At 76.3% G+C, this 19,318-nt stretch carries 27 protein-coding genes; 18 read left to right on the top strand and 9 right to left on the bottom strand.

Going from position 1 to position 19,318, the window contains the following annotated elements; all coding sequences use genetic code 11:
* Positions 1–168 precede the first annotated feature (168 nt).
* The 3 genes from F1641_RS22285 (at position 169) to F1641_RS18775 (ending at position 1,709) form a co-directional block, all read left to right on the top strand.
* Entirely contained in the window at positions 169–723 is a 555-nt protein-coding gene (locus F1641_RS22285; RefSeq protein ID WP_255515138.1) for a Fic family protein, read from the top strand.
* A 24-nt stretch (positions 724–747) separates the two neighbouring features.
* On the top strand, positions 748–1,215 hold the full coding sequence (locus F1641_RS18770; protein ID WP_194908010.1) for a hypothetical protein: 468 nt from the start codon (positions 748–750) through the stop codon (positions 1,213–1,215).
* Positions 1,216–1,304: 89 nt separating this feature from the next.
* Entirely contained in the window at positions 1,305–1,709 is a 405-nt protein-coding gene (locus F1641_RS18775) for a RidA family protein (protein WP_194908210.1), read from the top strand.
* A 102-nt stretch (positions 1,710–1,811) separates the two neighbouring features.
* Here the strand turns inward: F1641_RS18775 and F1641_RS18780 are convergent, their stop codons facing one another.
* The 4 genes from F1641_RS18780 to F1641_RS18795 all read right to left on the bottom strand — a co-directional run bounded on the left by F1641_RS18780 (position 1,812) and on the right by F1641_RS18795 (position 5,073).
* Positions 1,812–2,576, bottom strand: coding sequence for a hypothetical protein (locus tag F1641_RS18780; protein WP_206691475.1), 765 nt, complete (start codon positions 2,574–2,576; stop codon positions 1,812–1,814).
* On the bottom strand, positions 2,573–3,529 hold the full coding sequence (locus tag F1641_RS18785) for an ABC transporter ATP-binding protein (protein ID WP_194908012.1): 957 nt from the start codon (positions 3,527–3,529) through the stop codon (positions 2,573–2,575). Before F1641_RS18785 ends, F1641_RS18780 begins: the two co-directional genes overlap by 4 nt.
* On the bottom strand, positions 3,526–3,894 hold the full coding sequence (locus tag F1641_RS18790) for a GntR family transcriptional regulator (RefSeq protein ID WP_194908013.1): 369 nt from the start codon (positions 3,892–3,894) through the stop codon (positions 3,526–3,528). The genes F1641_RS18785 and F1641_RS18790 overlap by 4 nt, the downstream gene beginning before the upstream one ends.
* A gap of 105 nt (positions 3,895–3,999) precedes the next feature.
* On the bottom strand, positions 4,000–5,073 hold the full coding sequence (locus F1641_RS18795; RefSeq protein ID WP_194908014.1) for a permease: 1,074 nt from the start codon (positions 5,071–5,073) through the stop codon (positions 4,000–4,002).
* Between the two features lie 465 nt (positions 5,074–5,538).
* Here F1641_RS18795 and F1641_RS18800 point away from each other — a divergent pair, with 465 nt between their 5' ends.
* Both F1641_RS18800 and F1641_RS18805 read left to right on the top strand, forming a co-directional pair.
* Positions 5,539–6,126: a DUF1990 domain-containing protein gene (locus F1641_RS18800; RefSeq protein WP_194908214.1), complete on the top strand. Its 588-nt coding sequence runs from the start codon at positions 5,539–5,541 to the stop codon at positions 6,124–6,126.
* Positions 6,123–6,428, top strand: coding sequence for a putative quinol monooxygenase (locus F1641_RS18805; protein WP_194908015.1), 306 nt, complete (start codon positions 6,123–6,125; stop codon positions 6,426–6,428). Before F1641_RS18800 ends, F1641_RS18805 begins: the two co-directional genes overlap by 4 nt.
* Before the next feature lie 19 nt (positions 6,429–6,447).
* On the opposite strand, the gene F1641_RS18810 is transcribed toward F1641_RS18805, so the two are convergent.
* Positions 6,448–6,765 carry a PH domain-containing protein gene (locus F1641_RS18810; RefSeq protein WP_194908016.1) on the bottom strand — a complete coding sequence of 106 codons (318 nt, stop codon included), beginning with the start codon at positions 6,763–6,765 and terminating at the stop codon, positions 6,448–6,450.
* Between the two features lie 311 nt (positions 6,766–7,076).
* On the opposite strand from F1641_RS18810, the gene F1641_RS18815 reads away from it, so the two are divergent.
* From F1641_RS18815 to F1641_RS18845, 7 genes are all read left to right on the top strand, one after another.
* A complete protein-coding gene (locus F1641_RS18815; protein ID WP_194908017.1) occupies positions 7,077–8,618 on the top strand; it encodes a DUF952 domain-containing protein in 1,542 nt (513 codons plus the stop codon).
* Positions 8,619–8,686: 68 nt separating this feature from the next.
* Entirely contained in the window at positions 8,687–9,037 is a 351-nt protein-coding gene (locus F1641_RS18820; RefSeq protein ID WP_194908018.1) for a hypothetical protein, read from the top strand.
* Entirely contained in the window at positions 9,037–9,267 is a 231-nt protein-coding gene (locus F1641_RS18825; RefSeq protein WP_194908019.1) for a hypothetical protein, read from the top strand. The genes F1641_RS18820 and F1641_RS18825 overlap by 1 nt, the downstream gene beginning before the upstream one ends.
* Complete coding sequence (locus tag F1641_RS18830; RefSeq protein ID WP_194908021.1) at positions 9,257–10,480, top strand: Ig-like domain-containing protein; 1,224 nt, start codon at positions 9,257–9,259, stop codon at positions 10,478–10,480. The genes F1641_RS18825 and F1641_RS18830 overlap by 11 nt, the downstream gene beginning before the upstream one ends.
* A gap of 40 nt (positions 10,481–10,520) precedes the next feature.
* Positions 10,521–11,204, top strand: a complete 684-nt coding sequence (locus tag F1641_RS18835; RefSeq protein ID WP_194908024.1) for an IMP cyclohydrolase — start codon at positions 10,521–10,523, stop codon at positions 11,202–11,204.
* A 265-nt stretch (positions 11,205–11,469) separates the two neighbouring features.
* Entirely contained in the window at positions 11,470–11,772 is a 303-nt protein-coding gene (locus tag F1641_RS18840; RefSeq protein WP_194908025.1) for a hypothetical protein, read from the top strand.
* On the top strand, positions 11,769–11,990 hold the full coding sequence (locus tag F1641_RS18845) for a hypothetical protein (RefSeq protein WP_194908027.1): 222 nt from the start codon (positions 11,769–11,771) through the stop codon (positions 11,988–11,990). The genes F1641_RS18840 and F1641_RS18845 overlap by 4 nt, the downstream gene beginning before the upstream one ends.
* A gap of 16 nt (positions 11,991–12,006) precedes the next feature.
* Here the strand turns inward: F1641_RS18845 and F1641_RS18850 are convergent, their stop codons facing one another.
* Positions 12,007–12,633: a dihydrofolate reductase family protein gene (locus tag F1641_RS18850; RefSeq protein ID WP_194908028.1), complete on the bottom strand. Its 627-nt coding sequence runs from the start codon at positions 12,631–12,633 to the stop codon at positions 12,007–12,009.
* Positions 12,634–12,840: 207 nt separating this feature from the next.
* Entirely contained in the window at positions 12,841–13,542 is a 702-nt protein-coding gene (locus F1641_RS18855) for an HAD family hydrolase (RefSeq protein WP_194908030.1), read from the bottom strand.
* An 81-nt stretch (positions 13,543–13,623) separates the two neighbouring features.
* Between F1641_RS18855 and F1641_RS23565 the strand changes: the two genes are divergently transcribed.
* The 4 genes from F1641_RS23565 to arr are packed head-to-tail and all read left to right on the top strand — an operon-like array spanning position 13,624 to position 16,597.
* Positions 13,624–14,928 (top strand): MFS transporter, encoded by a 1,305-nt coding sequence (locus F1641_RS23565; RefSeq protein WP_194908031.1) that lies wholly within the window; start codon positions 13,624–13,626, stop codon positions 14,926–14,928.
* Positions 14,929–14,942: 14 nt separating this feature from the next.
* On the top strand, positions 14,943–15,128 hold the full coding sequence (locus F1641_RS18865; RefSeq protein ID WP_194908033.1) for a hypothetical protein: 186 nt from the start codon (positions 14,943–14,945) through the stop codon (positions 15,126–15,128).
* 53 nt (positions 15,129–15,181) lie between these two features.
* Positions 15,182–16,159, top strand: a complete 978-nt coding sequence (locus F1641_RS18870) for a D-2-hydroxyacid dehydrogenase family protein (protein WP_194908036.1) — start codon at positions 15,182–15,184, stop codon at positions 16,157–16,159.
* Positions 16,160–16,168: 9 nt separating this feature from the next.
* On the top strand, positions 16,169–16,597 hold the full coding sequence (gene arr, locus F1641_RS18875) for an NAD(+)--rifampin ADP-ribosyltransferase (protein WP_194908038.1): 429 nt from the start codon (positions 16,169–16,171) through the stop codon (positions 16,595–16,597).
* A gap of 146 nt (positions 16,598–16,743) precedes the next feature.
* Here arr and F1641_RS18880 read toward each other — a convergent pair whose 3' ends face one another.
* Positions 16,744–17,595: an EAL domain-containing protein gene (locus tag F1641_RS18880; protein WP_194908040.1), complete on the bottom strand. Its 852-nt coding sequence runs from the start codon at positions 17,593–17,595 to the stop codon at positions 16,744–16,746.
* Positions 17,596–17,710: 115 nt separating this feature from the next.
* Between F1641_RS18880 and F1641_RS18885 the strand changes: the two genes are divergently transcribed.
* Positions 17,711–17,989 carry a hypothetical protein gene (locus tag F1641_RS18885; protein ID WP_194908042.1) on the top strand — a complete coding sequence of 93 codons (279 nt, stop codon included), beginning with the start codon at positions 17,711–17,713 and terminating at the stop codon, positions 17,987–17,989.
* A 466-nt stretch (positions 17,990–18,455) separates the two neighbouring features.
* The gene (locus F1641_RS18890; protein ID WP_194908043.1) at positions 18,456–18,893 is read left to right on the top strand and encodes a hypothetical protein; all 438 of its coding nucleotides are present in this window, start codon (positions 18,456–18,458) and stop codon (positions 18,891–18,893) included.
* Positions 18,894–18,937: 44 nt separating this feature from the next.
* On the opposite strand, the gene F1641_RS18895 is transcribed toward F1641_RS18890, so the two are convergent.
* The gene (locus F1641_RS18895; protein WP_194908044.1) at positions 18,938–19,318 is read right to left on the bottom strand and encodes a hypothetical protein; all 381 of its coding nucleotides are present in this window, start codon (positions 19,316–19,318) and stop codon (positions 18,938–18,940) included.

Here is a 19,318-nt window from a genome sequence, read left to right on the forward strand (position 1 = left end):
AAGCCCCGTGAGCACTCCCCCGCGCCTGGTCGTCCCGCCGCACGGCGAGGAGGTGCTGCCCTGGCGCCGCCAGGACGGCCGCCGCTCGGAGATCGACGAGTACACCGCCAGCATCCCCCCGCTCATCGCCGAGCTGGGCCTCCACGTGTCGGCCGGCCTCCTCGAGCGCTGCCGGGCCGCCCAGCTGGAGGTCGCCGTCCTCGAGCGGCGCCGCGCCGGCGAGGTCGCCGTCCTCGAGCCGTTCCTGCTGCGCACCGAAGCCATCGCCTCGTCGCGGATCGAGGACGAGCTGACCACCGTCGACCAGCTGGCCCGCGTGCAGCACGGGCTGACCGGTCCGCGCTCCGCGCGGACGGTCATGGGCGCGGTCGACGGCCTGCGCCTGCTCGTCGAGCGGGCGCCCGCGGCGTCGAGCTCGGCGACGTCCTCGCCGCCCACCGCCCGCTCATGGCCGACGACCCCTACGAGCGGCACGACGCCGGGAAGCTCCGCGTGGTCCAGAACTGGACCAGCGGGTCGGACCGCTCGCCGCTGGGCGCGGTGCACGTCCCTCCGGCGCCCGGTCGCGTACCGGAGCTCATGGACGACCTGGTCGCCTTCATGCGGCGCACCGACCTCGACCCGGTGGTGCAGTCCGCCGTGGCCCACGTGCAGTTCGCGTCCATCCACCCCTTCCACGACGGCAACGGCCGCCTCGGGCGTTCGCTCATCAACGCCGTCTGACGCCACCGGGGGACGACGACGCGCATGGCGGTCCCCATCGCCTCGGCGATCGTCGCCGACCGCGAGGAGTACTTCGGGCTGGTCGACCACTACCGCACCGGTGACGCCGAGGCCTTCTGCACCTACCTCGCGGAGGCCACCACGAGGTCGGCGGTCGAGGCCGAGGTCTCCGCGCAGCGCCTGGCCGAGCTGCCGCAGCGCTGGCACGAGGAGGTCCGGCCGAGGGCCGGGTCCGCAGCGGCCGCCCTGCTGCGGCTGCTGCCGAGCAGCCCGGTGGTCGACGCCTCCGACGTCGCCCGCCCGACCGGCGCCTCGACGGCCCGCGCGTACGCCACCACCACCCGCCTCGTGGAAGCGGGGGTGCTGCGCCCGATCACGGCGTCGAGGCGCGACGCGGCGTGGGCGGCGGGCGACGTGCTCGACGAGGCCGACCTGCTGGTCGACAGGCTCCGCCTGCGCCGCATGAGGGAGCGCAGCGCCTCCGCCCGCTGACCGGACAGCCCGGAAACGGGTCGCCGGGCTGGGCCGCGCGCTGCCAGGCTGCCGCCGTGCCCGAGCCCCACGACGCCCAGGTCGACCCGGTGAGCCCCGTCCGGCTGCTGCGCAGCCGGCACCTGAGCCCCGCCGTGCCGTACGCCTACGCCGCCACGACCGACCGCCCCGGCCGCCTCCTGTTCACCGCGGGCGCCTGCCCGCTCGACGCGGAGGGCCGCACGGTCGCGCCCGGTGACGTCACCGCGCAGGCCGAGCAGGTGGTGACCAACCTGCGCACCGTGCTGGAGGAGGCCGGGGCGGGGCTGAGCAGCGTGGTGAGGTCGACGGTCTTCGTCGCCAGCAGCGACCCGGACGACCTGCGCACGGCCTGGGACGTCGTGGCCCGGGCCTTCGGCGATCACGACGCCCCCAGCACGCTCCTCGGGGTCGCCGCCCTGGGGTGGCCCGACCAGCTCGTCGAGGTCGAGGCCGTCGCCGTCCTGCCCGGCTGAGACACCCCCTCGTGGCTCCCGACGCGCACTTCGAGCACCCGCGGCTCGCCCCGGTCTACGACGCCCTCGACCCCGACCGCCGGGGCCTGGAGCGGGTGCTCGTCAGCGCACGCTCGCCCGGCGCAGCAGCAGGTGCTCCGCCGCGCACGCCAGGGCGATGACGACGACGGCGGCCGCCGCCAGCCACCAGAGCTGGAACGCGTCGGCGACCGCGGAGGCCTGCGACGCCAGGAGCAGCGCCGCCGCCGCGAGGACGAGCAGGGTGCCGAGGGCGAGGGCCATCGGACCGCGCGCCGCGAAGCGCACCCAGGCCGCGGCGAAGGCGGCCCCGGCGGACATCACCGCGAGCGACCCCAGGAACAGCACGGTGACCAGGCGCAGCGGGTCTCCCCCGCCGAGCACCACGACGTCCATGAGGTACAGGCCGACGAACCACTGGTCGGTCGCCTTCTCGACCCCCAGGAGCACCAGCCCGACCAGCGCGATGTACGCGGAGAGCAGGCCGTGGAAGAGCAGCGTGCCCGCCGTGAAGGCCCGCCGGCCCGCGCCCAGGGTCAGGGCCAGCGGGAAGGTCGTCGCGACCGACTGCACGCCGTAGTAGCCGAGGAAGCCGGGCAGCGCCCAGAGCACCCCGGGGTTGTTGCGGCTGTTCGCGACCCACTCCTCGGTGCCCGGCCGCGAGCCGAGCTGGTAGAAGACGCCGGCGACGACCCCGGAGATCGCCAGCACGAGCGCCAGGGTGAGCAGCGGCACGGCGAACGTCATGAAGCGCTTGGCCGTCTGCAGGTGCACGACGTCGAGGGCTGACGGCGCACCGGGCAGCCGGTGCGTCGCGGTGGGGGCCAGGTCGTGGGTCGAGGCGGTCATGCGGGCACTCCTTCGGACGCGCGGGCGGCGGCAGATGCGGGGACGCCGGGGACGCCGACCTCGGGCTCGACGCCGTGGGCGAGCACGAGCTCCTGGAGGGAGGCGGGGCCGGTCTGGGCCCCGGCGCGGCGGGCCGCGTCGTCGACCTCGTCGGTGAGCTCACCCTCGACCGTCGCCGAGCGCAGACCCCCGAGGCGGTGGCTCGCCAGCACGGGCAGCCGGGCGGTGAGGGCGTCGACGGCGGCCGCGGGTCCGCTGACCGTGTACGCCGCGGCCCGCGCCTCGTCGACGGTGCTGTCACGGACCACGCGGCCGCCCTCCAGCACCACCACGCGGTCGAGGAGTGCCTCCATCTCGTCGACCAGGTGGGTCGAGACGACGACGGTGCGGGGGTGCTCGGCGAGGTCGGTGACGAGCTGGCGGTAGAAGACCTGCCGGGCGCCGGCGTCGAGCCCGAGGTAGGGCTCGTCGAACACCGTCAGCGGGGCGCGCGAGGCCAGCCCGAGCACGATGCCGAGCGCGGACAGCTGGCCGCGGGAGTACTTCTTGACGTCGGTGCGGCCGGGGAGGCGGAACGCGTCGACCAGCTCGGCGGCCCGCTCAGTGCTCCACGCGGCGTGGAACCGGGGCGCTACCGCCAGCAGGTGCGGCAGGCGGAAGTCGTCGGGGTAGCGCTGGTCGTCGCGCACGAAGCTGACGGCGCTGGTGGTGGGGGCGTGCGTGAACGGGTCGGCCCCGAAGACCTCAACGCTGCCGGACGAGGGCTGGCCGTGGCCCGCGAGCAGCGACATCAGCGTCGTCTTGCCGGCGCCGTTGCGGCCGAGGAGCCCGCACACGACGCCCTCGGGGACCTCGAGGGTGACGTCGCTGAGCGCGTCGGTGCGCCGGAAGCGGCGGCCGACCCCGCGGAGCCGGACGGCGGGTGCTGCGGCGAGGGGTGTCTGGCGGGTCATGGCGTGCTCCTCTCGTCTGCGGTCTCGTCGACGATCTTGTGGACGTCGTCGGTGGACAGCCCGAGCGCACGGGCCTCGGCCAGGAGCGGCCGGACGTACGCGCGGGCGAACGCCGCGGTGCGCGCCGCTAGCAGCGACGCGCGGGCGCCGTCGCTGACGAACATCCCCAGGCCCCGCCGCTTGTGGAGCAGCCCCCGCTCGACGAGCAGGTTGACGCCCTTGCCGACGGTGGCCGGGTTGATGCGGTGGAACGCGGACAGCTCGGTGGTGGAGGGCACCTGGGTGCCCTCGGGGTAGGCGCCGGCGGCGATCCCGTCGGCGATCTGGTCGGCGATCTGCTGGAAGATCGGGCGGCCGTCGTCCATCACTGGCGACTCCTCGGGTTAACTACTGGAGTAACTAACCAGGGAACCACCGCACGCGTCAACGCCGACGCGCCACCGACATCCCGACCGCTCTCCCGACGACCCTCACGAGAGGACCGCGAGCGCCCCACCCGCCGCGAGCGCGACGGCTCCGGTGGCGCCGGCCGCGGCCGCCGTCGTCCTCCAGCCCATCGCCCGCCCGACCATCACCGCGGACGGCAGGCTGAGCGCCGGCAGCGCGATGAGCAGCACCCCGAGCACGGCCGGGCTCGCCCCGGCCGCGGCCAGCGCCAGGAGGACGGGGATCTCCCCGCCGGTCGGCAGGACGGCGACGAGCCCCACCGCCACCGCCACGAGGACCGCGAGCGCGCCGCCCCCACCGAGCGCCCGCCCGAGGGGCTCCCCCACCAGCCCGACGGCGAAGACGACCACGAGGTACTCCGGCACCAGCACGAGGGCGAGCCGCGCGAAGCTGCGGAGCCAGAGCCGGGGCAGCGCCGACGCGGGGGCGGAGGACGCGGGGTCATCGGCGGCCCGGGCGACGGCCGCATCGGCAGGGGCGGGAGCGCGCCGGCCCTCGACGGCCCGCCCGATGAGCGCGGTCATCCCCACCACGAGCACCAGCCCGAGCACCACCCGGACGACCACCCACTCCGCCGGCACGAGCACCGCCAGGAACACGACGACGGCGGGGTTCAGCACCGGGTTGCCCAGCCAGAACGCCAGCGCAGCCGAGGTGGGCACGCCGGCGCGGCGCATGGTCACGGCGATCGGGGCGGTGCAGCAGGTGCACATCATCCCGGGCAGCGAGGCCGCTCCCCCGGCGGCGGAGCCACCCAGCGCGGTGCGGCGGTCGAGCAGGCGCAGCAGCAGGCGGCGCGGCACGAGGACGTCGACCGAGGCCGCCACCACGAGCGCCACGAGCAGCGCCTTCCAGACCGCGGAGGTGTAGGCCCAGGTGAAGTCCCACGCCCTGACCAGGAGGTTCTCGCCCGCGCCGGTCTCCAGGAGAGACGACCCCGGCCACGCGCCGCCGGCGAGGAGGTCGAGCGTGCGGCCCGTGTACGGCGACCACTTGGCCCACACCAGCCCGGCGGCGGCGACGGCGAGGGCGAGCCCCACCAGGAGCGCCACCCGACGGCGGTCGATGGGTCCGGGGGCCACCGCCTGGTTGCTCATCGCAACATCTTGGGCGCCTCGACCAGACCCCGCCCGCGCGGGGTCTCGCATCGCAAGATCTCGCGATGCAAGACCCCCCACAGCGGTCTGAGCAGTGTCAGAACCTCCCGTGGCGTCAGGCCCCTGAGACCGGATCCGGCCTCCTGGACCGGCACTGCGCGGCGACCTGGCAATGGCTACCGCTGCTCGGACCCCAGTCCGTGGACCTCTGCGGGCTCCGGCACGTCGAGAGCGCGTGAGCCCGCAGGAGCTACCGGCGCCGGCCCGGCGGGGACCAGCACCCCCGCCCCGTCGCCGCCACGGGAGTCCTTTGCCTTCTGCCGCCCCCTGCCCATGCGCCGATCATGGCCCCGGCGCCGCGACGGCGGAGTCCAGGGCCACATGGAGGCTGATCCTGACCCTGGACTCCGCCGTCGCGGTCCCGCCCGCCCGGAGCGCTGCCACCATGCCCGGATGGGTGACGACCTGAGCGACCGCGCCCTCAGCTACGACAGCCCGGGAGCCACCCGTCCCGCCGACCGCACCTGGACCGGCGCGCTCAGCGGGTTCCGCCGGTACGAGTCGTCCGTGCTCGTGGGCCGCGGTGCCCACGCCTTCGAGGCCGCCTCGCAGGCGCTCCTGCACTGGGGCGTGAAGACCCGCAGCGGCTTCCGCGTCGAGCCCGCGCAAGGCTCTGAGCTGCGGGTCCGCGAGGAAGCCCGCTACCACCTGGTCGCCCGCCTCGGCCCGGTCGCCGTCCGCGAGCCGGTGCAGGTGGTCGCCGTCGTTGACACCCCGACCCGCCGCGGGTTCGCCTACGGCACGCTCACCGGGCACCCCGTCAGCGGCGAGGAGGCCTTCGTGGTGGACCTCGCGCCGGGCGGCGAGGTGCGCCTCGTCCTGCGGTCCCTCACCCGACCGGCGCCCGGCCCGTGGCGGCTGGCCTTCCCCGCGCTGCTGGTGGCCCAGCGCTGGTACCGCGCCCGCTACCGCCGCGCCCTGCTCCCGGGCCGGCAGAGGACCCCGGTGGTCGACGAGCCGCAGGCGCCCACCCGGGGCACCATGCCCGGGTGACCCTCGTCTCCCTGCTCGAGCTGACCCTCTCCCCCGAGGCTGCCGCCGACCACGACGCCTCGCTGGCGGTGGTCGCCCAGGTGCTGGAGGCCACCCGCGCCTTCGAGGGGTGCCTGGGCTGCGACGTCGTCGTCGACGTGACCGACCCGGCGCACGTCGTCGTCGTGGAGCGGTGGGAGTCGCTGGAGCACGACGACGCCTACCGCGCCTGGCGCCGCACCCCCGAGGGCGCCTCGCGCCTCGGCGAGGTGCTGGCGCAGCCGCCGGCGCTGAGCAGGTACACGACGGCCGACGGGGTCTGACCCCGCGCCGCCCGGCGCGTCAGCTGGTTCGGGGCGCGTCCGTGCGGGCGCCGTCCGCGTGGCGGCGCCGGGCCCGCTCGAGGCCCTCGGCGGCGAGGTCGAGGCGCAGCTCCGCGGAGCGCGTCAGCCCGGCGACGCCGGGGAAGGCGTGCACCGGCACCCGCCCACCGCCGGCGCGCCGCAGCTCGACACCGCCCCGCCCCACCGCGAACCGCTCGACGTCGGGCCAGGCGAGCCGGTGCGTGCGGAGCAGGTTCACGACGACGACGTCGGCCCCCGTCTCCACGCGCAGCCGGGGCACCCTGACGGCGAGGACGACGAGCACCGCGGCGAGCACGAGCCCCTCGGGCAGGAACGAGCCGCCCCCGAGGGCGGTCCCCGCGACGACGACGAGGGCTCCGCCACGAGCACGGCACTGCTCACGCTGCGCTGCCAGGTGGGCAGCTGGTGGATGCGCACAGTCACCGTCATGGCGCGACTGCTCCCCGACAGGGAGACGGGCGGGCGTCCTCCGCGCGTCGCGGCGGTGTAGCGCTTCACACCAGCGCGCTGCGTGTGTAGCGGTACACGGCTCGCCGCAGGCGGTCGTGGAGCGCAACACACCCCGCCCTCCGGACGGGTGTAGCGGTACACACCTAGAGTCGGCCCGTGCGCAGCCAGTCACGGGTCACGCTGGCCGACGTCGCCGCCGCCGCGGGCGTCTCCCCCATGACGGCGTCGTACGCCTACAGCCAGCCAGGCAGGGTCGCCGCGGCCACCCGCCAGCGCGTCCTCGACGCCGCCGCCCAGCTGGGCTACCTCGGCCCGGACCCGAGCGGTCGCTTCCTGCGCCAGGGCAGCCTGCGGTCCCTGGGCCTGGTCCTGGGCGAGGACCTGGCCCACGTCTTCGACGACCCGACCTCCACGGCCTTCGTCGCGGGCCTGGCCCGGGTGTGCGCCTCGCAGGGGTACGGGCTCACGCTGCTGCCCACCACGGGCGGCGCCGACGACGCCGGCCTGGTCGCCGCCGCGGCCGTCGACGCCTTCGTGGTGTGGTCGACCACCGACGACGACCCGGTGCTCGACGCGGTGTGCGCCACCCACCGCCGCGCCGTGCTGCACGGGGCTCCCCCGACCGGCGAGCCGGGCGACGGGGCCGGTGGGGCCGACGGGACCGGCGGCGCCGAGGGCTTGCGCGGCGTCGGCATCGACGAGCGCGCCGCGGCCCGCGCCCTCGCGACCGCCACCTGGCGGGGCCGGGCGGCCCCGGCGGTGCTGTCGTCTCCCCTCGACAGGGCCCGCCGCACCGGGGTGCACCGCGGTCTCGACCCGGACCGGGTGGCGCTGCCGGTCACCCGCGCTCGCCTGGACGGCTTCCGCGACGCCGCCCTCGACCTGGGCCTGACCTGGGACGACGTCGCCGTGGCGGTCTGCGGCACCCACGACGAGCAGCAGGCGCTGCGCGCCACCCGCGTGCTGGTGGCCGCCGGCGCGGACGCCCTCGTGGCGATGAGCGGCCGTCAGGCCCTCGCGGCGCACCACGCCCTCGGGCTCACCGGCGGAGAGGTGCTCGGCGCCGTCGCCCTCGGCGGCTTCGACGACTCCGCCGACGCCGCGCGCGCCGGCCTCACCAGCGTCGAGCAGTCCCTGGAGGAGCAGGGCGCCCGCGCGGCCCGGCTCGCCCTCGCGCTGCCCGACCCGGGCGGGCTCGACGCCTGGCGGCTCGTCGAGCGCGCCAGCACCGCGGCGCCCAGCTCCCGCCCTGCCACGGGCCCGACCACTGCGGCCGGTCCGACCAGGCCGGTGCGGGTGCTCCACCTGGCGGAGCGCAGCGCCTGGGAGCGGGCCCGGGCCGAGGGCGGCTACCGGGGCTCCACCCGCGGAGCCGACCTCGCCGAGGTGGGCTTCGTCCACGCCTGCACCGCGGCCCAGCTGCCCGGGGTGCTGGAGCGCTACTACGCCGACCTCCCCCTCGACGGCCACGAGCTGCTCGTCGTCGACGTCGCCGCCTGCGAGGCGGCGGGCTCCGCGGTGCGCTGGGAGGCACCCCCCGGCGGCGGCGAGCTCTTCCCCCACGTCCACGGCCCGCTGCCGCTCTCCGCCGTCGTCGCCCAGCTCCCGCTGCGCCGCGACCCACGAGGTGCGGCGGCCCTGCCCACGACGTCCGACCTGGAGGCGCTGGGCGTGCCGCACGCCCCCCCGAACGGATGACTCGACGGGTGCAACGTCATTCCCGGGAACGACGTCGTGGTGCTGTGAGCGCGACTACGTTCCTGAGCATGCCGAGCCCTTCCCCCTCGCCGGCGACCTCGGCGGAGACCGCCGTCCTCATCCCCCGGCAGGGTCGCCCGCGCGGTCACGCCGACCTGCTCCGCCGCACCAGCGCCCCCTCCACGACGCCGTGGTCGCTGTCGGCCCCCTCCGCCCCGCGGGGTGCTGCGCTCAGCGCCTTCGCCGTCCGCGTCCGCCGGGCCGTCCAGGACGGGCACCGCGTGCTGGAGGTCGACGAGAGCGCCTGCGCCACCTGGAGCGCCGGGCAGCTGGTGGTGCTGGAGCACCTGCGCCGGCTGGCCGAGCGCTGCGGCTGCGAGTGGCGCGCCACCGGCCGCACCTCCCTGGCGGTGGCGTGATGACCCTCGGCCTCGCCATCACCGCCGCCGCCGTCGCGTGGCTCGGCACCACCACGGGGGTCGCCGCGCTCTTCGCGTCCGCCGTCCCGCTGCGCGACCGCCACCGCGACGGCACCCCCGCACCGGCGCACGGCACCACCGTGCTGCGCACCCCGGTGCGGTCCCTGCCCTTGGAGCGGACCCCCGCCCGTCCGGACACCGCTGAGGACGACGCCTCCCGTGAGCGCTGAGACCCCCCGCACGCACACCCGCACCCCCGTCGGCCGCCGCGCGTTCCTCCTGGCAGTCAGCGGTCTGGTCGCGCTGCCCGCCGGCGCCGCGCTGGCGGGCTGCGGTCCCAGCCAGGACACCGCCGGCGCCGGAGCCGCTGGCACCCCGTCGTCGGCCCCGCCCGCTCCCGTGGCGCAGGTCGCGCTCGCCGGTGACGGCTTCACCGCCGACGGGCCGGTCAGCCCCCGCCCGGTGCTGCGGGCCACCGTCACCGACGGCACACTCACCGGCATCACCCTCACCGGCGCCGACGGCGCCCCGGTGGCCGTGACCACGGCGGACGACGGCTCGGTGACCCCCACCGACGACCTCGACCTGGGCACCGCGTACACCGCCGCCGCGACCGCGACGAACGCCGACGGCGCGACGGCCACCGGCCAGCTCGCCTTCACCACGGTCTCCGAGGACGGCGCCGTGCGCGCCAAGATGATGCCGCTCGACGGCGAGGTCGTCGGCGTGGGCATGCCCGTCGTCGTCATCTTCACCACCGACGTGCCGAAGTCCGAGCGGCAGGCGGTCACCGACGCGATCACCCTCGACTCCGGCGGCGTCGAGGGCGCGTGGCGCTGGATCGGCGCCGACCGCGTGCACTGGCGGCCCAAGGAGTACTGGCCCTCGGGAACCGAGGTGCGCGTCCAGGTGCCCCTGACCGGGATGCAGGTCGACGGCAGGTGGGGCGCCGCTGACCGCGACATCGCCTTCACCATCGGCGACTCCCACATCGCCACCGCTGACACGGACACCCACGAGATGACGGTGCGGGTCAACGGCGAGGTGGCCAAGGTCATCCCGATCTCGGCCGGCCGCGAGGACTCCGACCCCGCCTTCGTCACCCGCTCCGGGGTGCACCTGGTGCTGGAGAAGCACGAGGACTACCTCATGGACGGGCGCACCGTAGGCCAGGACTACGCGACGCAGGTCAAGTGGGCCACGCGCATCGCCAACTCCGGCGAGTTCGTGCACGGGGCCCCCTGGTCGGTGCCCTCCCAGGGCAAGCGCAACGTCTCCCACGGCTGCCTGAACGCCTCCGACGCCAACGCGAAGTGGTTCTACGGGATCGCCCAGCGCGGCGACGTCGTCGACGTCACCGGCACGGACCGGCCGATGGAGCTCACGAACGGCCTGGGCGACTGGGTCCTCTCGTGGGACCAGTGGACCGCGCCCCAGACCTGACCGGCGCTCCCGACCGGCGCGGGGCCTACCGTGTCCGGTCGTGCAGACCCTCACCTCCGCGCTCGCTGACCGCCCCTACCCCGGCCGGGGGGTGCTCCTGGCCAGGGCCGACGACGGCGCGCTCGGCGTCGTCTACTTCCTGACGGGACGCAGCGAAGGCTCGCGCCGCCGCGCCCTGGCGGTGCGTCCCGGTGGTGACGTAGCCGTCGAGGACACCTCGGCCGGACCGCACGACGCGCTGCGCCACTACGTCGCGGTGGCCCGCCGGGGCACCTGGCTGGTGGTCGGCAACGGAGACCAGGTGGTGCCGCTGGCCGAGTCGCTGAGCTCCGGGGAGTCCGTGGCGCAGTCGTGGGGCGCGCACACCTTCGAGCCCGACCCGCCGATCTGCACCACCCGCATCTGGGTGGCCCTCGACGCGTCCAGCGCCGCCGACGGCGTCGTGGGGGCCGCCAAGCGCAGCGGCCGCGGTGACGACAGCACCGACCACCTCGCCTGGACCGCCGGGCACGTCGCTCCCGGCACCGGCGTGCTCATGACCACCTACGACGGCAGCACCAGCGAGGTGCGCTCGACCGCCGCGCCCGTGGACGTCGCCGCGCCCGCGGCAACCCTCGAGGCGCTCCTCGACCAGGTGTGGGGCGCCCTCGACCCGGCGCTGCGGGTCGCGGCGCTCGCCGTCGACGCGGCCTCCCCCGAGGCGCCCCCGCTCCTGCGCGCCTGAGGGCTGCGCGCCCGCGGCGTGGCGACGTGACGGATGAGGTCGGAAGAGCGACCTCATCCGTCATGACCGACCAGGGGTTCCTCACCGTCGAGGAGGCGGCGCGCGCCCTCGGCGTGACGGCGCGCCACGTGCAGGGGCTCGCCGAGAACGCGGAGATCAGCAAGGTCGCCCGCGGCCTCGTCAACCGGAGCTCGGTCGAGTGGTGCCTGCCGCGCAACGGCAGGGACGGACCCGCTCGTGGGCCGAGCACACCGCCTGGGGTGCCGTGGCCGAGCTCGCAGGGCGAGCTCCCGAGTGGCTCGGAGACGCGCAGGCGTCTCGGCTGCGACGCGCCCTGAGGGAGACGGCCGACGCCGACGAGCTGGACGGCGTCGTGAGCTCGCTGGGCCTCCGCCCCGGTGCTGGCGGCCACGTGGTCCTGCGGGCCACCGCCTTCGACGTCGCGGTCGTCGCCGACCTCGTCCGCACCCCGGTGGTCGCAGCGCTCGACGCCACCACCAGCACCGACTCCCGCGTCCGAGGGGTCGGTCACCGGGCCCTGAGCGACGTCGTCCGGTCGTACCGGTGAGCCCGGCGCGCCGCGATCGTCACCTCTTCGACGCCGCAGCCCTCATGGCCTGCGTCGACGACCCCTTCGAGGAGGTCGAGCACCTGGAGGGCTCGGACCGCCGCCGCATCGGCACCCTCGCCGCCCGGCTCACCGACGACCACCCCGCCTGGCGGGCCCTCCCCGGAACGGCTCGGACGCAGGGGCAGCTCACGCTCCGGATCCTCGCGGCGTCGTGACCGCGCACCACCCCCGTCACGGGCGGGGGTCGGCCGCCATGTCACCGGTGCGCACCGGTCCCCCGGGCCCGTAGCGCAGGAGCACCGCCGTCCCGCCCGAGCTGGGCGGCTCCAGCAGCTCGAGTCCGAGCGCGGGGCCGTCGTCGGGGAAGAGCCGCTTGCCCGCGCCCAGGACCACCGGGTAGACCCACAGGTTGAGGACGTCGAACAGCCCCTCCGCCACCAGCGTCCGCGCGAGCTCGGCGCTGCCGACCACGTGGACGCAGGCGTGCCGCTCCCTCAGCGCCGCGACCTCAGCGGCCAGGTCGGGGCCGAGCTGGGAGGAGCCGCGCCACGACAGGTCCGGCGCGCCCCGCGACACCACGTACTTGGGGATGCGGTTGAAGGTGTGCGCGATCTCGACGTCGCGCTCGTCCTGGTGGGGCCAGTACCCCGCGAAGATGTCGTAGGTCCTCCGGCCCAGCAGCAGCGCGTCCATCTCGGCCATCCCCGCCATGACCTGCTCCCCGACGGTGGTGTCGAAGAGCGGGGCCTGCCAGCCCCCGAGGGTGAAGCCGCCGGAGGGGTCCTCGTCGGGCCCGCCGGGTGCCTGGACCACGCCGTCCAGGCTGCTGAAGAGGTCGATGACGATGCGTCCGGTCATGGAGCGGGAGACCGCCGCGGGCCGCAGGACTCATCGGTGGCCACCGGCTCGGGCTCGCCGGGACCGGACCTCCACCACCGTGATCATGGACGTCCCGAACACCCCGCCGCAGATCTTGGCGGTGTGTGGCCAGCCGAGCGCCCCCAGGGCCACTCATCGCCAAGATCTGCAGCGACGTCGAGCCCGTGCGGCGTGCGGCGTGCGGCGTCAGGGGGCGTCGACCACGCCGTCCGGGCCGCTCAGCAGGCGCGGGTCGAGCTCGTCGAGCGTGCTGATCCGCGGGACGTCGGCGCCGGGGTGCTCACCGCGTCGGTCGAGCAGCACCGCCCCCAGCCCCGCCGCGAGCGCCCCGCGCACGTCGTTGACCAGCGAGTCTCCGACCATCACGGCCTCGTGCGCGGCGACCCCGACGCGGGCCAGCGCCTCGGCGTAGGCGCACGGGTCGGGCTTGCCGGCGGACAGCTCGGAGCTGGCGACGACGACGTCGACCTCGCCACCGAGCCCGGTGCGCTCGATCTTGCCGCGCTGCTGCTCGGCGTCGCCGTTGGTGAGGACGGCGGTGACGAGCCCCGCGGCGCGGACCCGCCGGAGGGCCGGCACGGCGTCGCCGTACCGGGTCCACCCGGACTCGTAGCGGTGGAGGTACCCCGCGAAGAGGGCGTCGGCCTCGTCGTCGTCGGCGCTCGGGCGGTCGAGGAAGGCGCGGACCCGCACCCGGCGCTGCTCGAGGAAGGTGAGCTCGCGGCGCTGGTAGCGCTCGTAGTGGAGGTCGCACAGGGCGGTCCAGCGCTCGACGGCGCCGTCGTCGTCGACCCCGTGCTCGGCGCCCCACGCCCTGACCGCCGCGGCGGCGGCGGTGCGCTGGTCGACCAGCGTGTCGTCGAGGTCGAAGAGCACGGCTCGCAGCACACCGGTGATCGTCCCGCACCGACCCCCCAGCCACCCGGGTACCCGGAGCACCGGTCACCGACGGTCACGTAGCCTGCCGGGGTGACGTCGGGTGGGGGGACCGCGACGCGCGGTCTCGCCGTCTACGGCGCGGTGCTCGCGCGCCGGGCGACCGTCGGCACGTTCGCCGCGTCGCTGCTGGCGCGGCTGCCGATCGCGATGGCGCCGCTCGGCATCGTGCTGCTGGTCGAGCGGACGTCGGGCTCCTACGCCGCTGCGGGCCTGGTCACCGCGGCCTTCGCCGCCGGGACGGCGTGCGGGGCCCCGGTGTGGGGGCGGGCGATGGACGTCCGCGCGCAGCACCGCGTGCTCATCCCCGCGGTCAGCACCAGCGCCTGCCTGATCGCCGCGCTGGCCCTGGTGGCGCAGGCGGGAGGGTCCGCAGCGCTGCTGTGCGCCCTGGCGCTGGGGGCGGGCCTGACCTTCCCGCCGTTCAGCGCGGCCATGCGCAGCTCCTGGCGCGTGCTTTTGCCCGACCTGGCCCAGCGGCGCGCCGGCTACGCCCTGGACGCCGCGGCGGTGGAGTCCATCTTCGTCATGGGGCCGCTGCTGCTGTCGGGCCTGCTGGTGGTCCTGCCGGCGACGGGCCCGCTCCTCGTGACGGCGGGGGTGCTGCTGGTCGGGGGCCTCGCCTACGCGGCCACGTCCGCCGCGCGGCTGGAGCCCCACCTGCGGCCCGTGGACGCGCCCGCCTCGTCGGCGACGTCCGCGCCGCGAGCGCGGATGGTCTCCACGGCTCTGGTCGCCGTGCTCGCCACCGGCCTGGTGATGGCCCTCGCCTTCGGCGCCACCGACACCTCGCTCGCCGCCACCGCCCGCAGCGTCCTGGGTGACGACGCGACGCTCGGTTTCCTGTTCGCGGCCATCGCCGGGGGCAGCACGATCGGCGGGCTGGCGTACGGCGCCCTCGCCGGGGAGCGCTCCGGCCGTCGGCTGCTGCCGGTGACCCTGACGGTCTTCGGCGCCGGGCTCGCGGTGGTGGCCGCGGTGCTGGCGACGCCCGGCGACCCGCCCACGCCCGTGCTGCTCGCAGTGCTGTTCGTGGTCGGGCTCGCCATCGCCCCGAGCCTGATCATCCAGCAGGCTCTCGTCGACGCCTCCGCCCCGCAGGGGCGCACCACCGAGGCGCAGGCGTGGCTCTCCACCGCCGTCACCACCGGCGGTGCGCTGGGGACGGCGGCCGGCGGCGTCGTCATCGAGCACGCCGGCGTGCCGACGGCGTTCGCGTGCGCCGCCGCGGCGCTCGGTGGGGCGGCCCTCGTGGCGCTGCTCGCCCAGCGCCCCTGGGCGCGCGCTGCCAATGACCTGACGGACCACCCAGAACCGGCGCGCGAGCCCGCGCGCTGACGGATGCTGGAGCGGTGGACGCGCACTCCCCCTCCGACTCCCCCTTCGACGTCGACCAGCACGCCGTCGAGCCCGGCCACCTCCAGCCCCGCGGTCACCGCAGCGGGCTGCGCTGGCCCGCCTGCGAGTGCTCCGGGTGCTTCGACGAGGGCGGCCTGACCTGGACCTCGCAGATCCCCGTGGTCAGCGCCTCCCGCTGAGGTCTCGCTGGGGCCGCGCTGGCGGCCGGCGCCGTCGCGCGTAGCGTCGTCGCGTGCGCATCGTGGTGCTCGACGACTACCAGCACGTGGCCGGTCAGCTCGCTGACTGGGCCTCGCTGCCCGACGGGGCCGAGGTGGCCTTCGTCCACCAGCACCTCACCGGCGCGGCGCTGCGCGGAGCGCTGGCAGGAGCGGCCGTCGTCGTCGCCATGCGGGAGCGGACGGCGTTCGACGCCGCGCTGCTCGGCGAGCTCCCGGACCTGCGCCTGCTGGTCACCACGGGCATGGGCAACGCCGCGATCGACCTGGACGCGGCAGCCCGCCGCGGCGTGGTGGTCTGCGGGACGGGGATGGTCGAGCCCGCGACCGCCGAGCTGACCTGGGCGCTGCTGCTCGCCCTGGTCAAGGACGTGCCGCGGCTCGACGCCGGGGTGCGCGCCGGCGCGTGGCAGCAGCGGCTGGCCACCAGCTCGGGGCTGGGCGGAGACCTGGCGGGCGCCGTCCTCGGCGTCGTCGGGCTGGGCAAGCTCGGCCAGCGCGTGGCCCGGGTGGCGCAGGCGTTCGACATGCAGGTGCTGGCCTGGTCCCAGCACCTCGACCCCGACCTGGCCCGCAGCCTCGGGGTCGAGCCGACGTCCAAGGACGACCTGCTCGCCCGCTCCGACGCCGTGACGCTGCACCTCAAGCTCTCCGACCGCTCGCGCGCGACCATCGGCGCCCGCGAGCTGGCGCTCATGAAGCCCGGCGCGCTGCTCGTGAACACCTCCCGCGGACCGCTGGTCGACGAGTCCGCCCTGCTCGACGCCCTGCGCTCCGGCCACCTCGGCGGCGCGGGCCTGGACGTGTTCGACGTCGAGCCGCTCCCCGACGACCACCCCCTGCGCACCGCACCGCGCACCGTGCTGACCCCGCACGTCGGGTACGTGAGCACCACGACGTACCGGCGCTTCTTCACCGACGCGGTGGAGGACGTCGCGGCGTGGATGGCCGGCTCCCCCGTGCGGGTGCTCACCCCGCAGCGCTCCTCCTGAGGAGGCCTCGTGGACGGCGGCCCCTTCTTCCACGGCACCGCAGCGTCGCTCCGCCCGGGCGACGAGCTCGTGCCCGGGCACCGCTCGCACTTCAGGCCCGGACGGGCGCTGCGGCACGTGTACTTCACGTCGCTCGTGCCGACGGCGGCGTGGGGAGCCCAGCTGGCGGCGGCCCTGCGGCAGGACGACGACGGCGCCGCCCCTCCCGGCCGAGGCCGCATCTACGTCGTGGAGGCCACGGGTCCCTTCGAGGACGACCCGAACGTCACCGACAAGAAGTTCCCGGGGAACCCGACGCGGTCGTACCGGACGCTCGCGCCGGTGCGCGTGGTCCGCGAGCTCGAGGACTGGGAGGAGCACCCCCCGGAGGCGGTGCAGCAGGTGCTCGCCGGGCTGGCGCGCCTGCGCGCCGAGGGCCGCGACCTCATCGAGGACTGACGCGGCACCTGCGGCCCCGGCACGCGCCGCCGGTGTCGGACCGCGGCGCACTGTCAGACCGACGAGGCCGCATCCGGCCGCATCGACCTGACGCTGCGCGAGGGTCTGGCACTGCGAGGTGGCGGACGCCCATGATCACGAGCGGGTCAGGCGGACGGCGCGGGCACCTGTGCTGCGGTCCGGGCAGCGGCGCGCTCGGCGGCCCAGGCGCGCCAGTGGGCGGTCAGCGCGTCGGGGTCGAGGGAGCGGGCGAACAGCCAGCCCTGGGCGTGCGGCACCCCGAGCTCGCGCAGCAGCGCCAGGTGCTCCGGGGTCTCGGCGCCCTCGGCGGTGACCTCGACGCCAGCGGCCGCGGCGAGCGCGACCACGCCGGCGAGCACCGCTCCGGGGCGCGGTGCGGTGCGGGCGGCGGGGCGGCTCGCGCAGGGCAGCAGCACCCGGTCGGTCTTGAGCACGCCCACGGGCAGCGCCTGGAGCAGGCCCGCCGCGGCGTACCCGGCGCCGAAGTCGTCGACGGCCAGGGTGACGCCGTCGTCGACGAGCGCCTGGAGGCGGTCCAGGACGGCGGAGGTGAGCTCCAGCTCCTCGTGCTCGACCACCTCGAGCATGAGCCGGTCGGGACCGATGCCGGCGTCGGCGCAGGCCCGCTCGACCACGCGCGGCAGGTCGGGACGCAGCACGCTCGACCGCCCGAGGTTGACCCCGACGCGGTGGACCCGGACGCCCGCGGCGTCCCACGCGAGCAGCTGCTGGGCGGCGCGGCGCAGCACGGCCTCGTCGAGCGAGGACCCCAGACCGCTCGCCTCGGCGGTGCGCACGAAGGCGTCGGGCATCACCACCTCGCCGTCGGGCCGGCGCAAGCGCACGAGCGCCTCGGCGCCCAGCGGCTCGCCGTCGGCGGTGGCGACGACCGGCTGGTACTGCACCACCAGCTCGCCGGCGCCCGGGTCGCCGGAGAGGAGGGCGAACAGGTCGTCGGGACGGACGGGTCCTGGCACAGCCCCTCCTCACGACCTGCATCGGGTGACCCCCCAGATACCGGTGCCTCAGGCCCTCACCTGAACCGCCAGGACGCCCTGCAACGGAACGGGCCGCCACGGGCGTCACCAGGACGTGGACCAGACGATCAGGCGCGCGGCGCTGCTGTGGGCCTCGGCCGGTGCCGTGGTCGCCCTCGCCACCAGCGGGTGCGGGGCCGTCGGCGGTGGCCCCGCGACCGGCGGGACGCCGTCCGACCAGGCTCCCGCCGCCTCGACGGCGCCGGCCTCCTCGGCCGCCCCCGAGCTGCCCGCGGGGTTCTCGGCGGTCCAGGTGGGGCCGGCGACGTACGCGTGGCCGGTGGCCGAGCTGACGGTCACGTCGACGCCGCACGGCGCGCGCCCCGCGAGCTGACCGCGTACGACCGCGAGGTGGCCGCGAGCGTCGTGGAGAACTCCGACGGCACCGAGCGCCTCGAGGACGTGCTGGAGTCGATCCGCCACCAGGAGGTGCTGGGGGCGTTCTTCGAACAGGTGCGGGCCCGCTACCCGGAGCAGTACTCCGCCGCGGCGAACAGCGACGGTCGGACGCCGGGGTGGGTGGCCCTGACGGGCACCGTCCCGGACGACCTGCTGCCGCTCGCCGACGCCCTGCCCGTCGCCGTCGAGCTGCGCGGAGGGGCCGCGATGAGCGACGCCGAGCGCGAGCGCGCCCTCGGTCCGGCGATCGACGCCTTCGCGGCCGACGTCTACCCCGGGGGCCGGCGCGCCGGGTCGGGCGGTGGGCTGGACGCCCCGACGGCCCTCTTCGAGATCGACTACGCACCGAACCCCGGTGAGGAGGACGGCCGCAACCACGCCGACGAGCACACCTCGCCCTCATGGCGCAGGCCGCGACCGCGGCCATCGGCCGCGAGGTGCCGTACTCCGCGCGCTTCACCTCCGACGACCGCGACCCGAAGACCACCGAGCCCGCCGTGTGGTTCCTCCGCGAGGGCGAGGAGCCGGGGCCGACGTCGACGTCGGTGGCGCTGCTGGTCGACCAGCGGGCCTGCGTGTCCGAGAGCGACCCGCTCAGCGGCATCGCTGACCCGGTGGTCGAGGAGACGCCGACGCAGGTGCGGATCGCCATCGGCGCGTACCTGCGCAAGGGCCCGCAGGGGTGTGGCGCCCCGCCGCCGACGCCCGTGGTGGTCGAGCTGTCCGCGCCGCTGGGCGACAGGACGCTCGTCGACGTCAACGGTGCCGTCGACGACGGTCCCGACGGCTACCCCGCCACGGACGTCCAGGGCGGCCTGGTGACCCCGGCCACCCCCTGAGCCCGGACTGAGCCCGGACTGAGCCCGCCGGGATCCGACGCGCCTCAGCCCCTCGGCGGCGAGGGGTCGAGCACCGGCGCGAGCCCGATGAGCAGGGCGAACACGACGACGCCGGCGCCCACCACCCGGGGGAACCACGGGCGGGCCACCACCGAGCCCGACAGGTCCTGCCCGAGCCAGCGGCCGGAGCGGAGCAGCTCGGTGAGCTGCGTCGCGTTGCGCCGGAGGTCGAGGGCGAGGACCGCCCCCGCGGCCGCGATGGCCACGAGCGCCGGCGCCACGGCCAGGGCGCTCCCGGTCAGCGCCAGCCCGGCGAAGGCTCCCAGCAGGGCGACCAGCCCCACGACCCAGAGGGCCTTGAACGGCTGCGGCAGCGCCGCGAGCCACTGACGGGGTGACCTGGTCGGGACGCCGCTCTCCTGCAC

Origin of the sequence: Quadrisphaera sp. INWT6 (genome assembly GCF_015390235.1) — a bacterium.
Taxonomy (GTDB): domain Bacteria; phylum Actinomycetota; class Actinomycetes; order Actinomycetales; family Quadrisphaeraceae; genus Quadrisphaera.

Excerpts from the sequence above, each read along its gene's own strand:
- F1641_RS18770 (WP_194908010.1), top strand. The coding sequence starts at position 748 with ATGGCGGTCCCCATCGCCTCGGCGATCGTCGCCGACCGCGAGGAGTAC.
- F1641_RS18780 (WP_206691475.1), bottom strand. The coding sequence starts at position 2,576 with ATGACCGCCTCGACCCACGACCTGGCCCCCACCGCGACGCACCGGCTG.
- F1641_RS18785 (WP_194908012.1), bottom strand. The coding sequence starts at position 3,529 with ATGACCCGCCAGACACCCCTCGCCGCAGCACCCGCCGTCCGGCTCCGC.
- F1641_RS18790 (WP_194908013.1), bottom strand. The coding sequence starts at position 3,894 with ATGGACGACGGCCGCCCGATCTTCCAGCAGATCGCCGACCAGATCGCC.
- F1641_RS18795 (WP_194908014.1), bottom strand. The coding sequence starts at position 5,073 with ATGAGCAACCAGGCGGTGGCCCCCGGACCCATCGACCGCCGTCGGGTG.
- F1641_RS18820 (WP_194908018.1), top strand. The coding sequence starts at position 8,687 with ATGCCGAGCCCTTCCCCCTCGCCGGCGACCTCGGCGGAGACCGCCGTC.
- F1641_RS18825 (WP_194908019.1), top strand. The coding sequence starts at position 9,037 with ATGACCCTCGGCCTCGCCATCACCGCCGCCGCCGTCGCGTGGCTCGGC.
- F1641_RS18850 (WP_194908028.1), bottom strand. The coding sequence starts at position 12,633 with ATGACCGGACGCATCGTCATCGACCTCTTCAGCAGCCTGGACGGCGTG.
- F1641_RS18890 (WP_194908043.1), top strand. The coding sequence starts at position 18,456 with ATGGCGCAGGCCGCGACCGCGGCCATCGGCCGCGAGGTGCCGTACTCC.